Source organism: Actinocrispum sp. NPDC049592 (assembly GCF_040675465.1).
Taxonomy (GTDB): Bacteria; Actinomycetota; Actinomycetes; order Mycobacteriales; family Pseudonocardiaceae; genus Kibdelosporangium.
In genome coordinates this window covers 287,933-300,223 of record NZ_JBFAPA010000013.1, presented here as the reverse complement: position 1 = coordinate 300,223, position 12,291 = coordinate 287,933, and the positions used below count along the sequence as shown (strand labels likewise).

12 protein-coding genes are annotated in these 12,291 nt (G+C 67.5%); 4 read left to right on the top strand and 8 right to left on the bottom strand.

The annotated features are described in order from the left end of the window. Nucleotide 1 precedes the first annotated feature (1 nt). Genes AB0J95_RS30645 through AB0J95_RS30635 form a run of 3 tightly spaced genes read right to left on the bottom strand, consistent with a single transcriptional unit; the run spans nucleotide 2 to nucleotide 2,413 of the window. Nucleotides 2–796, bottom strand: a complete 795-nt coding sequence (locus tag AB0J95_RS30645) for an ABC transporter permease (protein WP_364765382.1) — start codon at nucleotides 794–796, stop codon at nucleotides 2–4. 7 nt (nucleotides 797–803) lie between these two features. Further along, nucleotides 804–1,562, bottom strand: coding sequence for a glucose 1-dehydrogenase (locus tag AB0J95_RS30640; protein ID WP_364765379.1), 759 nt, complete (start codon nucleotides 1,560–1,562; stop codon nucleotides 804–806). Further along, nucleotides 1,559–2,413 carry a 3-oxoacyl-ACP reductase gene (locus tag AB0J95_RS30635; RefSeq protein ID WP_364765376.1) on the bottom strand — a complete coding sequence of 285 codons (855 nt, stop codon included), beginning with the start codon at nucleotides 2,411–2,413 and terminating at the stop codon, nucleotides 1,559–1,561. The genes AB0J95_RS30640 and AB0J95_RS30635 overlap by 4 nt, the downstream gene beginning before the upstream one ends. A 231-nt stretch (nucleotides 2,414–2,644) precedes the next feature. Between AB0J95_RS30635 and AB0J95_RS30630 the strand changes: the two genes are divergently transcribed. Both AB0J95_RS30630 and AB0J95_RS30625 read left to right on the top strand, forming a co-directional pair. Further along, nucleotides 2,645–3,829, top strand: coding sequence for an acyl-CoA dehydrogenase family protein (locus AB0J95_RS30630; protein WP_364765373.1), 1,185 nt, complete (start codon nucleotides 2,645–2,647; stop codon nucleotides 3,827–3,829). Between the two features lie 2 nt (nucleotides 3,830–3,831). Next, nucleotides 3,832–4,818: an acyl-CoA dehydrogenase gene (locus AB0J95_RS30625; RefSeq protein ID WP_364765370.1), complete on the top strand. Its 987-nt coding sequence runs from the start codon at nucleotides 3,832–3,834 to the stop codon at nucleotides 4,816–4,818. Between the two features lie 59 nt (nucleotides 4,819–4,877). Here AB0J95_RS30625 and AB0J95_RS30620 read toward each other — a convergent pair whose 3' ends face one another. The 3 genes from AB0J95_RS30620 to AB0J95_RS30610 form a co-directional block, all read right to left on the bottom strand. Beyond that, the gene (locus AB0J95_RS30620) at nucleotides 4,878–5,483 is read right to left on the bottom strand and encodes a hypothetical protein (protein ID WP_364765367.1); all 606 of its coding nucleotides are present in this window, start codon (nucleotides 5,481–5,483) and stop codon (nucleotides 4,878–4,880) included. Between the two features lie 163 nt (nucleotides 5,484–5,646). Next, nucleotides 5,647–6,735: a nitronate monooxygenase family protein gene (locus AB0J95_RS30615; protein ID WP_364765364.1), complete on the bottom strand. Its 1,089-nt coding sequence runs from the start codon at nucleotides 6,733–6,735 to the stop codon at nucleotides 5,647–5,649. A gap of 3 nt (nucleotides 6,736–6,738) precedes the next feature. After that, nucleotides 6,739–8,355 carry an acyl-CoA synthetase gene (locus AB0J95_RS30610; protein WP_364765362.1) on the bottom strand — a complete coding sequence of 539 codons (1,617 nt, stop codon included), beginning with the start codon at nucleotides 8,353–8,355 and terminating at the stop codon, nucleotides 6,739–6,741. A 56-nt stretch (nucleotides 8,356–8,411) separates the two neighbouring features. On the opposite strand from AB0J95_RS30610, the gene AB0J95_RS30605 reads away from it, so the two are divergent. Then, entirely contained in the window at nucleotides 8,412–9,191 is a 780-nt protein-coding gene (locus AB0J95_RS30605; RefSeq protein ID WP_364765359.1) for a crotonase/enoyl-CoA hydratase family protein, read from the top strand. Here the strand turns inward: AB0J95_RS30605 and AB0J95_RS30600 are convergent. Next, nucleotides 9,172–9,804, bottom strand: coding sequence for an SDR family NAD(P)-dependent oxidoreductase (locus tag AB0J95_RS30600; RefSeq protein ID WP_364765356.1), 633 nt, complete (start codon nucleotides 9,802–9,804; stop codon nucleotides 9,172–9,174). The genes AB0J95_RS30605 and AB0J95_RS30600 overlap by 20 nt on opposite strands. A gap of 101 nt (nucleotides 9,805–9,905) precedes the next feature. On the opposite strand from AB0J95_RS30600, the gene AB0J95_RS30595 reads away from it, so the two are divergent. Next, complete coding sequence (locus tag AB0J95_RS30595; RefSeq protein ID WP_364765353.1) at nucleotides 9,906–10,745, top strand: helix-turn-helix transcriptional regulator; 840 nt, start codon at nucleotides 9,906–9,908, stop codon at nucleotides 10,743–10,745. Here AB0J95_RS30595 and AB0J95_RS30590 read toward each other — a convergent pair. Further along, nucleotides 10,736–12,247, bottom strand: coding sequence for an acyl-CoA synthetase (locus AB0J95_RS30590; RefSeq protein ID WP_364765350.1), 1,512 nt, complete (start codon nucleotides 12,245–12,247; stop codon nucleotides 10,736–10,738). The two genes, AB0J95_RS30595 and AB0J95_RS30590, sit on opposite strands and share 10 nt — an antisense overlap. Nucleotides 12,248–12,291: the final 44 nt, after the last annotated feature.

Genomic DNA, 12,291 nt, shown 5'->3' with positions numbered 1-12,291 from the left:
ATCACAACCCCTTCGACGGCACGATCCGCAGGTAGATCCCGGTCAGCACGACGTTGATCAGGAACAGCAGCAGGAACGTGATCACCACGGCCTGGTTGACCGCGTCACCGACGCCTTTCGGCCCGGCCGCGGGGTTCAGCCCGCGATAGGCCGCCACGACCCCGGCCACGAAACCGTACAGCACCGCCTTGATCTCCGAGATCCACAGGTCCGGAAGCTGTGCCAGGGCGTTGAAACTGGCCAGGTACGCGCCGGGGGTGCCGCCCTGCATGATGACGTTGAAGAAGTAGCCGCCCATCGTGCCGACCACGCTGACCAACCCGTTGAGCAGCACCGCGACCACCATGGCGGCCAGCACTCTCGGCACGATCAGGCGCTGGACCGGGTTGACGCCAAGGACTTCCATGGCGTCGATCTCCTCGCGGATCTTGCGGGCGCCGATGTCCGCGGTCACCGCGGATCCGCCCGCGCCGGCCACCAGAAGTGCCGTGATCAGCGGGCTTGCCTGTTGCACGATGGCCAACGCGCTGGCGGCGCCGGTGAACGACTGCGCGCCGATCTGCGTGGTCAGCGACCCCAGCTGCAGCGCGATCACCGCGCCGAACGGGATCGCGACCAGCGCGGTGGGCAGGATGGTGACGCTGGCGAAGAACCAGCACTGCTGGATGAACTCGCGGAACTGGAACGGCCGCTTCGGGATCGCCCGGGTGACCTCCCAGGCGAGCGTCGAGATCCGGCCCACTTGGCGCAGCGCGGCCGCGCCAGGGACCTTGGACCTCTTGCCGGTGCTACTCATAGACGGGTCAAGTTAGAGAGTTCGCGGCCGTCGCGCCACCGTCGGCGAGGAACTCCCCGCCGGTGGAGTACGAACTCTCGTCGCTGGCCAGGAAAACCTGCAAGTTCGCGATTTCGTCGGCGGTACCGACCCGGCGCAGCCCGGCGACCCGTTTGCCCACCTTGGCCATGTCGATCTCGAGGCCGCCCATGGCGTCGCTGGCCATCTGGGTGTCGATCGCGCCTGGGTGAACGGAGTTCACCCGGATGTTGTGCTTGCCCAGCTCGAGAGCGGCGGCCTTGGTCATCCCGCGAACGGCGAACTTGCTTGCAGTGTATGCGGTCAGGTACGCCGAACCGGTCATACCCTCCACCGAGGACACGTTGATGATCGACCCGCCGCCCGACTCGATCATGCCGGGCACGACCGCCCGCATGCCGAGGAACGTACCGATCTGGTTGACCTTGATCACTCTCTCGTAGTCCGCGAGCGTGGTGTCGACAATGGACGAGAAGTGCAGGATACCCGCGTTGTTCACCAGCACGCTCGGGTGACCGAAGATGCTCACCGTCTCGGCCACCGCCGCCGCCCAGTCCTCTTCGGACGTCACGTCGAGGTGCTGGTAGATGGTGGCTTGACCGAGCTCGGCGGCGAGTTGCTTGCCCTCCTCGTCGCGGATGTCCGCGATGGTGACCTTCGCGCCCTCCTCGACGAACCGGCGCGCGGCCGCGGCACCCTGCCCTCGGGCGGCGCCGGTGATGATCGCGATCTTGCCGCTCAGCCTCATGACTCTCCTCTGAAAGTCTCCGTGCAAGCGAATGTCCTCGCCGGGTCGCGGTTCGCGAAAGCCGTTGTGATGTCGTCGAAGCCGGTGAACCGTTGCTCCACTGTGGGCGGTGCCATCAGCAGCACGTTCTCGCCGTGCACCACGAAGACCTGGCCGTTGATCGCGTCCGCCTCGGGTGCGGCCAGGTAGGCCACGAACTTCCCGACGTGCTCGGGCGCCAGCGGGTCCGGGCCCTCGGGGGCGTCACCGAAGACCTGGGCGGTCATCTGGGTCCGGGCGCGCGGGCAGATCGCGTTGGCCCGGACCCCGTAACGGGACAGGGACCGGGCGCTGGTGAGGGTCAGCGCGGTGATCCCCGCCTTCGCGGCGGCGTAGTTCGGCTGTCCTTCCGAGCCGAGCAGGAACGCCTCCGACGAAGTGTTGACGATCCGCCCGTACACCGGCGCACCATCCGATTTGGACTTTGAGCGCCAGTACGCGGCGGCGTTGCGGGACAACAGGAAGTGCCCGCGCAGGTGGACCTTGATGACCAGGTCCCACTCCTCGTCGGTCATGCTGAACAGCATCCGGTCGCGCAGCACACCCGCGTTGTTCACCAGGATGTGCAGCCCGCCGAGATCCAGCGCGGCCCGCGTCAGCGCATCCGCGGTGTCCCTTTCGGACACATCGCCCTGGACGAAGACGGCCTTGCCGCCCAGCTCCTCGACCTCGGCGACCACGTCGTTCTCGGTGAGGTCGCCGAGCACCAGATCCGCGCCCGCGGCCGCCAGCGCCAGCGCCTCCGCACGGCCCAGACCGGCACCCGCCCCGGTCACCACCGCGACCTTGCCGGCCAGATCAGCTGCCACCACGGACTCACACTCCTCGCCGAGCGGGTACGTTCCTCGCCACACTAGAATACGTTCTCACACGTGACAAGCTCGCCGACCTGCCGATTCCCGGTCTGGTTGATAACAGGTTCTAAGTAGTAGCGGACGTTCACTACCTCAACGACCGACCCCGCCGGAAGTAACGCGGCCTCTTGCGCGGGCCGTACCACCCGCTATCGTGAACTAGAACGTGTTCCAGTCGCGGGAGGGTGCATGCGCATCACGTACACGCCGGAGCAGGAGGAGCTGCGCCGCGAGCTGCGCGACTACTTCGCGGCCCTGATGACGCCGGAACGGCGCCAAGCGCTTGCTTCGGAGGGCGGCGAGTACGGCGACGGCGCCGCCTACAAGGAGGTCGTCCGGCAGATGGGCACGGACGGCTGGCTCGCGCTGGGCTGGCCGAAACAGTACGGCGGGCAGGACCGGTCCCCGCTGGACCAGCTGATCTTCAACGACGAGGCGGCGATCGCGGGCGCGCCGGTGCCGTTCCTGACCATCAACACCGTCGGCCCGACGATCATGCGGTTCGGCACCCCCGAGCAACGTGCCCAGCTGCTGCCCGGGATCTCGGGCGGTACAACGCATTTCGCGATCGGCTACTCCGAACCCGGCGCGGGCACGGATCTCGCGTCGCTGCGCACCCGGGCGGTCCGGGACGGCGACGACTACGTGATCAACGGTCAGAAGATGTGGACCAGCCTGATCCAGTACGCCGACTACGTCTGGCTGGCCTGCCGCACCGACCCGGACGCGCCCAAGCACAAGGGCCTGTCGATGATCATCGTGCCGACGACCGCCGCGGGCTTCTCCTGGACGCCCGTGCACACCGTCTCCGGGGTGATGACCAGCGCCACGTACTACGAGGACGTCCGGGTACCGGTGGCCAACCTGGTCGGTACGGAGAACCAGGGCTGGCCGCTGATCACCAACCAGCTCAACCACGAACGGGTCGCGCTGACCTCCTCCGCCCCGGTGCGCAACGCGTTGCGGGACGTGGTCGAGTGGGCGCAGAACACCAAGCTGCCCGACGGCCGCCGGGTGATCGACCAGGAGTGGGTGCAGCTGCATCTGGCCCGCGTGCACGCCAAAGCCGAGTTCCTCAAGCTGATGAACTGGCGGATCGCCTGGGGCGTCGAGCATTCCCCGAAGCCTTGGGACGCGTCGGCGACCAAGATCTTCGGTACCGAGTTCGCCACCGAGGCCTACCGGTTGCTGATGGAGGTACTGGGCACGAACGCCTACGTGCGCACGGGTTCGCGCGGGGAGCTGCTCGGCGGCCGGATCGAGCGGATGCACCGCGCCGCGCTGATCCTGACCTTCGGCGGCGGCACCAACGAGGTGCAGCGCGACATCATCGCCGCGACCGGGCTCAAGCTGCCGATGGCCAAGAGGGGCTGACCATGGACTTCTCGTTCTCCGAGGCGCAGCTCGCGCTCACCGAGCTGACCCGCACCATCCTCGCCGACGTGCCCGAGGACCGGTTGCGCGCCGCCGAGGCACAAGAGGACCGGTTCGACCCGCAGCTGTGGGAAACGTTGAAGAGCAGCGGGATCGTGGACGACCTCGGGCTGCTCGAACAGTGCAGCGTGCTGGTCGAGCTGGGCCGGGCGGTGGCGGCTGTGCCGTACCTGTTCTCGGTCGTGGTCGCCGGGCGCACCGATGTCCTTGCCACAGCTGCCTTGTCCGAAGACGAGGTGGTCGCCGAGCCGGACGGGGACGGATGGCTGTTGTCCGGCACCAAGTCCTGTGTCCCGGCGGGCGGGATCGCCGAGCTGTTCCTGGTTCCGGCACAGACCCCCAACGGAGTCCAGGTGTTCGCCGTGCCGCGGGAGGCACCAGGCCTGACGATCGAACGTCAACGCGTGGTGGACAACGACTCCGAGGGCTGGCTCGAGTTCGACTCGGTGCCGGCCAACGAGATCGTCGGCGGCCAGGATCTGGTGGACGCGATGGTCACTCGTGCCACGGTCGGCTTGTGCGCCCTGCAACTCGGGGTCACCGAACGAGCCCTGGAACTGACCGCCGAACACGCCCGCAAGCGAGTCCAGTTCGACCGTCCGATCGGTACCTTCCAGGCCGTGGCCCAGCGGCTGGCCGACGCTTACGTTGATGTCGAAGCGATCCGGCTGACCCTCTGGCAGGCCGCCTGGCGGGTCAGCGAAGGCCTGCCGGCCGGCACCGAGGTGGCCACGGCGAAGTTCTGGGCCGCCGACGCCGGGCACCGCATCGCGCACACCGCGGTCCACGTCCACGGCGGCATGGGCATCGACATGGACTACCCGCTGCACCGCTATTTCGTGGCCGCCAAACGCAACGAGTTCACCCTCGGCGCGGCCACCGCACAGTTGCGCCGGATCGGCGCCGCGCTGGCCGCAACCCCCGTATAACGCGAAAACTGGGCCGTGAACCGGGGAAATCCCGGTTCACGGCCCAGTTTTTCGCTGAGTCAGCGGCCGGCGGCGGCGCGCTTCGCGGCGATGTAGTTGCCCGGGCCCGAACCGGCGGCCAGGATCAGGCCGATCACCGGCATGATCGCGAAGCCGACGGCGATGATGATCAGGCTGTTGCGGAAGTTCTCGACCGCGCTGATGCCCGCGGTGTCCGCGGCACCGAACCGGATGGCCCAGTACAGCGACAGCGCGACCTCGAGGCCGGTGGCGATCAGGAACAGCATCCGCGACGAGCCACCGATCAGCTGGACGGCGCCCACGATCAGGATGACCACGCCGACGAACTGGGCGACGCAGACCGCCCACGGCTCACCCAGGCCCTCGGAGGCGATGCTGGCGGCGTTCATCAGGCCGACGGCGAAGATGATGGTGGAGATCAGCGTGAGGCCGGCCTGGATGAAGCCGAGGACGGCGGCACCGGTGATGGTGCCGGGCTTCTCGATCGGCGCCGGACCGTAACCGGACTGCTGCTGCGGGTAGGGCTGGCCCGCGTACACCGGCTGACCACCGGGCGGCGTCTGAGGGTAGCCGTAGCCCGGCTGACCCTGGCCCTGATACGGCTGCTGACCTGGGTAAGGCTGCTGGCCATATTCGTTTGTCATCCGAACTCCTCAAGCGCCTGCGGGTTGGGTGGCCACGGATGACCACGGCGTTTTCTTCGACGCGCGCAGTATGTCGCTAGTTCCCGCAGTTTTGTGACACTTTCGGACAAATTGATGGCACCGCGACCGAACGGTCACCGAAAACCGCCCAAAAGGCACGCGGTCACAGCGCCCGCAAGCGCTCCAGCGTCGCCGCGGTCTCCTCGACGAGCTGGTCCATGACCGCCGCGACCGGACGGATCTTGTCCATTCTGCCAACGATCTGGCCGACCGGCATGGAGATCACCGATGGATCGTTCGCCCGGCTGATGCGGTCATGTGCCTCCGCCACAAGGAGGTTCTGCAGCGGCATCGGCAACGGCTGCGGGGCGTCCTCGGCCGCCCACGCGTCCGTCCATCTGGTCTTGAGCAGCCGCGCGGGTTTGCCGGTGTAGATACGGGTTCGCACGGTGTCGCTGGAGGTCGCTTCCACCAGGGCCTGTTGCATAGCCGACTCACCCAGTGACTGCGAGTATTCCTCGGTGGCCAGCCAATACGAGCCCATCCACACACCGTCCGCGCCCAGCGCCAGCGCGGCCGCGACCTGACGTCCGGAGCCGATTCCTCCGGCCGCCAGAACAGGTGTGTCGACGGCGTCGACGATTTCCGGGACCAGCACCATGGACGCGATCTCACCGGTGTGCCCGCCGGCCTCGTAGCCTTGGGCAACAACGATGTCGACACCGTTGGCGACATGCCTGCGGGCGTGTTCCGCGGTCCCGGCCAGGGCCGCCACCAAAACGCCATGATCGTGCGCCTGGGCGATGACATCGGCCGGCGGTGAGCCCAGGGCGTTGGCGATCAGCTTGACCGGGTGCTCCAGCGCGACGTCCACATGCGACCGTGCCACCGAGTGCAGCCAGCCGAGGACCCCGGCCCGCGCCTCGCCGGCCAGGGGCGGCACGCCGAGCTTGAGCAGGGTCCGTTCGACGAACTGCTTGTGCCCGTCCGGGATGAGCTTGTCCAGGTCGACGGCCTTGCCCTCGGTGGGCACCTTCGCGGGCATCACAACGTCCACACCGTACGGCCTGCCGTCGGTGTTCTCGTCCATCCAGTCCAGCACCTTGGCCAGCTCGGCCGCGTCGTTGAACCGGACGCAGCCGAGCACGCCCAGGCCGCCCGCGCGGCTGATCGCGGCCGCCACGTGCTCGGACGGGGTGAAGCCGAAGATCGGCCGGTCAATGCCCAGTGTGTCGCACAGGGACGTTCGCACAGTTCACCGCCTGGTGCCGCCGGCGGTGATCACCGCGTGCTCGGCAGCGTCGTGGGTTTTCGCGTACTCGATCGCCCACCGGTAGTCCGGCTTGCCACTGGGCGACCGCTTGATCTCGTCGACGAGCCACAGGCTGCGCGGCACCTTGTACCCGGCGATCGCGTTGCGCGCATGGGTGTCCAGTTCGGACAGTGACGGCGTGGTGCCCTCGCGTGGCTGCACGATGGCGGCCACCCGCTGGCCGAGCCGGTCGTCCGGGATGCCGATCACCAGGGCGTCGAACACGTCCGGATGGGACTTCAGCGCGCCCTCGACCTCCTCGGGGAACACCTTCTCCCCGCCGGTGTTGACGCACATGTTCCCGCGCCCGAGCAGGGTGACCGTGCCATCCTCCTCGACCCGCGCGAAGTCTCCAGGCACGACATAGCGTTTGCCGTCGACCTCGGTGAACAACGCCTTGGTCTTGGCCTCGTCGTTGTAGTAGCCCAGCGGGATGTGCCCGCCGCGCGCCAGCCTGCCGACCACACCGGGCCGCACGGGCTGGTTGTTCTCGTCGATGACCAGGTTGTCCGCGTCGATCTTGACCCTCGGCCCACCGGACTGGGTAAGTCCCTTTTGGACGATCCCGAGGCCGGAGAACCCGGTCTCGGACGAGCCGATCGAGTCGGTGATCACCACGTTGGGCAGCGTGTCGAGGTACTGCTCCTTGACCGACGGTGAGAACAGCGCCGCGGTGCTGGCGATCGCGACCACCGAGGAGGTGTCGTAGCTGTGTTCCTTGAGCGCCTCGATCATCGGTCGGGCCATGGCATCCCCGGTGAGCAGGATGACCTGGGCCTTGTGCTGTTCGATCGTTCGCCAGACCTCGTGCGCGTCGAACTGTGGCACCAGCACGACCGTGCCGCCGGAGAACAGGCTCTGGAACGTGCCCCACTGGGTCGCGCCGTGGATCAGGGGCGGGATCGGGAACCGGATCAGGCTGAACTGCTTGCCGGAGTTGGCCTGCTGCCACTCGTCCTCGATCCGGGCACCGCTGTAGAAGTCGATGCCGCCGCCGAGGACGCGCCAGACGTCCTCCTGCCGCCAGACCACGCCCTTGGGGTTCCCCGTCGTGCCACCGGTGTAGAGGATGTAGGTGTCGTCGGCGCTGCGTGGTTCGAAGTCGCGCTCGGGTGAACCCTGGGTGAGCGCGGACTCGTACTCCTCACCCGAATAGTCCAGTCCGGAGTCGTCATCGACCACGATAACGTGTTTCAGTTTCTCGGTCCGTGCCTGCGCGACCTTGTCGGCGTAGCAGCGCTCGTGCACCAGCGCGGTCAGGTCGGCGTCCTCGAAGATGTACTTGAGCTCGTTGGCCACGTAGCGGTAATTGACATTCACCGCCACGGCCCGGAGTTTGTAGGCGGCCACCATGGTCTCGACCGCCTCGATCGAGTTGCGCGAGTACACACCCACGTGCGACCCGCGGCCGACCCCTTGGGCGGCCAGGTAGTGCGCGAGCCGGTTGGTCCGTTCCTCCAGCTGTGCGTAGGTGACCCGGCGCTCGCCGCAGATCGCGGCGATCCGCTCAGGCACGACATCAACGGCGTGCTCGACGAGATCGGCGATGTTGAAGGCCACGAGAGCCAAACTAGAACATGTTATTGTTCAGGACAATCCCCCACTGGAGGCGCCCGATGACCGACGACTGCCTGGTGGACCGCCAAGGCCATGTACTCATCGTGACGATGAACCGGCCGGAGGCACGCAATGCCTTGTCCGGCCCGATGATGGCGATCATGCGCGAGGCCTGGGACCAGGTCGACAAGGATCCGGAGATCCGCGCGTGCATCCTCACCGGGGCCGGCGGCGCGTTCTGCGCGGGCGCCGACCTGAAGGCGATGACGGCGAGCCATCCCGGCGACACCGCGGCGGACTGGGACCTGTCGGTGATCGAGCCCCTGCTCAAAGGCAGGCGGCTGACCAAGCCGCTGATCGCCGCCGTGGAGGGCCCGGCCATCGCGGGCGGCACGGAGATCCTGCAGGCGACCGACATCCGGGTGGCCGGACAGAGCGCCCGGTTCGGCGTGTCCGAGCCGCGCTGGGGACTGTTTCCGCTGGGCGGCTCAGCAGTTCGGTTGCCCCGGCAGATCCCGTACACGGTCGCCTGCGACCTTCTGTTGACCGGGCGGCACATCACCGCCGCGGAGGCCCTGCAGATCGGCTTGATCGGTCATGTCGTGCCGGACGGACAGGCCCTGGACAAGGCGCTGGAGCTGGCCTCGCTGATCGCGGCCAACGGTCCCCTTGCCGTGCAGGCGACCCTGCGCACCATCCGGGAGACCGAGGGCATGCCGGAGAACGACGCCTTCAAGATCGACGCCCGGCTGGGCATCGAGGTGTTCAAGAGCGACGACGCCAAGGAAGGACCGCGCGCGTTCGCCGAGAAGCGCAAGCCTAACTTCCAAGGGCGCTGAGCTTCACCGCCCTGGTCCGCTCGTCGGCCAGGACCTCCTCCTGCCCGGCCTCGACGGCGTCCAGCACCAGCCCGGCGATGTGCTCCGGGCGGTGCTTGGGCCCGTCGAAGCCGTCGGCCAGGCGGGTGTCGATGAAGCTCGCGTGCACGCCGACGACCAGGGTGTCCGGGAGTTCCAGCCGGACCGAGTTGGTCAGCGACCAGGCGGCCGATTTGGTGGCGCACAGCGAACCCATCCCGGGGTAGCTGAAGAACGACACGATCGACAGCATGTTCACCAGTGCGCCGCCGCCGTTCGCGGTCAGCACCGGCGCGAACGCCTTGCACATGGCCAAGGTGCCGAAGTAGTTCGTCTCCATCTCCTGGCGCGCCACGTCCATCGTGGGTGCGGACAGTAACGGGCTGGTGGTCGCGCTGACCGCGTTGTTGATCAACAAAGTGACGTCGCCGCAGCGCTTCGCGGCCGCTTCGACGTGCACCGGGTTGGTGATATCCAGATCCGCGCGGGTGGTGGCGTAGACGCGCGCTCCCCTTTCCTCCAGGGTGGTGACAAATGCCTCGCCCAGGCCCCGGTTCGAGCCGGTGACCAGCGCGACCGCTCCTTCGATTCGCATGTCCCCAGCGTGCAGGCGGTTTCGCCGGTCTGCCGAGAGCCCGCTGATACTGGTACTGACACCACCCGGCACGTGGTGTGACTTCCGGACACAATTGCGGTATGTCGTCTCGTCGTCCGGAGCTAGCGGCGTTCCTGCGCAGCCGCCGCGCCCGCCTGTCCCCTGCGGACGTGGGCCTGCCCCCAGGTTCCGGCCGTCGCACGCCGGGTCTGCGGCGTGAGGAGGTCGCGCTGCTCTCCGGTGTGGGCCTGACCTGGTACACCTGGCTGGAGCAGGGGCGGCCGATCAATGTGAGCATGCAAATACTCGACGCGGTGGCGCGGACGCTGCGGCTCTCCCCGGCCGAGCGGGCTCATCTGTACCGGCTCGCCGAAGTCCCTACCGTGCCCCCGGTTTCCGGCTCCACAATGGAACCCGAGGTTCAGCAGATCCTGGACAGTCTGCCGTTGCCCGCGTGTGTCCTGAACTCCCGGTTCGACGTGCTCGCCTGGAACGCTCCGTACGCGGTGTTGTGGGCGCGAACGCTTGCTGGTGAACGCAATGTGCTGTGGCAGTGCTTCACGATTCCGGCGTGCTGCAGCCCATTCGCTGCTGATCGCGAGGCGGAGCTCCGGCAGATGGTGGCTACTTTCCGTGCCGCGTATGGCCGTTGCGTGGGTGAACCGGAGTGGGAGGACCTGATCGAGCGGCTCTCCTCGGCCAGTACGGAGTTCCGGGAGATGTGGGCTGCTCAGGACGTTCAGGCGCCGACGAACCGGGTGAAGACCTACCGGCATGCGAGCGCGGGCGACTTTTCCTTGACCGTCACCGGCTTCGACCTGACCACAAACCCTGAGCTACGGATGACCGTGTACACGCCCGCGGATGAGGAGAGCCGCAAGCGCGTCGAGTGGGCGCTGGCCCATCCCGACGCGCCGGTGGCCGATCACGTTCACACATAGGCTTCTCGCAGCTTTCGCTTGTACAGCTTGCCGTTGGGGTCGCGGGGCAGCTCGTCCATGTAGTCGATGGACTTGGGCAGCTTGAACTTGGCCAGGCGTTCCTGGGCGTAGGCCAGGAGTTCCTCGGTCAGCTCGTCGCTCGGTTCGACACCCTCTGCCGGCTGGACGACGGCCTTGATCTCCTCGCCCCAGTCGGGGTGCGGAATGCCGAACACCGCGATGTCCGCGACCTTGGGGTGCACCGCCAGTTCGCCCTCGATCTCGGCCGGGTAGATGTTCACGCCACCGGAGATGATCATGTCGCTCTTCCGGTCGCGCAGGTACAGGTACCCGTCCTCGTCGAGATACCCGATGTCGCCCAGGGTGAACAGGTCGCCGACCCGCGCGGCGAGGGTCTTCTCCTTGTCCTTGTGGTACTCGAAGGAGGACGCGCCCATCCGCATGTACACCAGGCCGGGTTCGCCGGGCGGCAGCTCCTCCCCCTTGTCGTCGAGGACCTTGACCACCGAGCCGGGCCAGGCCTTGCCGACCGAACCCGGTTTGCGCAGCCATTCCTCGGCGCCGATGGAGGTCCCGCCGCCTTCGGTGGCCGCGTAGTACTCGACGACGACCGGGCCCCACCAGTCCAGCATCCGCCGCTTCGTCTCAAGTGGACAGGGAGCGGCGCCGTGGATCATGGTGCGCAAGGAGGACACGTCGTAGGAGTTGCGCGTCTCTTCCGGCAACGCCAGCAGGCGGTGGAACTGGGTCGGCACCATGTGGCTGTGCGTCACCTTGTGCCGCTCGATCAGCTTGAGCATCTCCTCCGGGTCCCACCGCTCCATCAGCACGACGGTGTGTCCCATTTGGATGGAAATGCCCACGAAGTTCAGGACCGCCGTGTGGTATAGCGGGGAACCGCAGATGTGCACGTGGTCGTCGAACGGCTTGAGCCCGAAGATCCCGAAGAACCAGGTCGACGCCGCCGGCACTTCGTCCGGGTCGCTGCCGGTCAGCGGGCGCCGCACACCCTTGGGCCGTCCGGTGGTCCCCGAGGTGTAGACCATCGGCGCCCCGGCCGTCCGCTGCTCCGGCCGCTCGGCCGAACTGCCCAGTTCGGACAGCGGGCGGAAGCCGTCGATGTCACCGATCGCGAACCTGGCGGTGACGGATTTCCCAGCCTCGCCAGCCGCCGTCGCGAACCGTTCGTGCGCGATGAAGGCCTTGGCGCCGCTGTCCTCGATGATGTAGGCGATCTCGGGCCCGACCAGGTGCCAGTTCACCGGCACCACGTACAGCCCGGTCTGCAGCACGGCGAAGTAGAGCGCGACCAGGTCCGCCGAGTTGGGCAGCAGCATGACGACCGTGTCGCCCGTCTGGAGCCCCAGCTCCTGCAAGCCGCGGCCGTACCGGTTCGCCCGATCGGCCAGCTCCCGGTAGGTCACCACCCCGCCGTCCGGGTCGATCACTGCCGGATGGTCGGGCAGCTCGTCGGCGATGCCCCACAGCCCTATCGCGGTCATACCCTCAAACTAGAACGTGTTACCGGTCGAAGACAACACCTGAG

Coding starts and splice junctions, on each gene's coding strand:
- AB0J95_RS30640 (WP_364765379.1), bottom strand. CDS start 1,562: ATGAGGCTGAGCGGCAAGATCGCGATCATCACCGGCGCCGCCCGAGGG.
- AB0J95_RS30605 (WP_364765359.1), top strand. CDS start 8,412: ATGACCGACGACTGCCTGGTGGACCGCCAAGGCCATGTACTCATCGTG.
- AB0J95_RS30590 (WP_364765350.1), bottom strand. CDS start 12,247: ATGACCGCGATAGGGCTGTGGGGCATCGCCGACGAGCTGCCCGACCAT.
- AB0J95_RS30645 (WP_364765382.1), bottom strand. CDS start 796: ATGAGTAGCACCGGCAAGAGGTCCAAGGTCCCTGGCGCGGCCGCGCTG.
- AB0J95_RS30625 (WP_364765370.1), top strand. CDS start 3,832: ATGGACTTCTCGTTCTCCGAGGCGCAGCTCGCGCTCACCGAGCTGACC.
- AB0J95_RS30600 (WP_364765356.1), bottom strand. CDS start 9,804: ATGCGAATCGAAGGAGCGGTCGCGCTGGTCACCGGCTCGAACCGGGGC.
- AB0J95_RS30620 (WP_364765367.1), bottom strand. CDS start 5,483: ATGACAAACGAATATGGCCAGCAGCCTTACCCAGGTCAGCAGCCGTAT.
- AB0J95_RS30630 (WP_364765373.1), top strand. CDS start 2,645: ATGCGCATCACGTACACGCCGGAGCAGGAGGAGCTGCGCCGCGAGCTG.
- AB0J95_RS30595 (WP_364765353.1), top strand. CDS start 9,906: ATGTCGTCTCGTCGTCCGGAGCTAGCGGCGTTCCTGCGCAGCCGCCGC.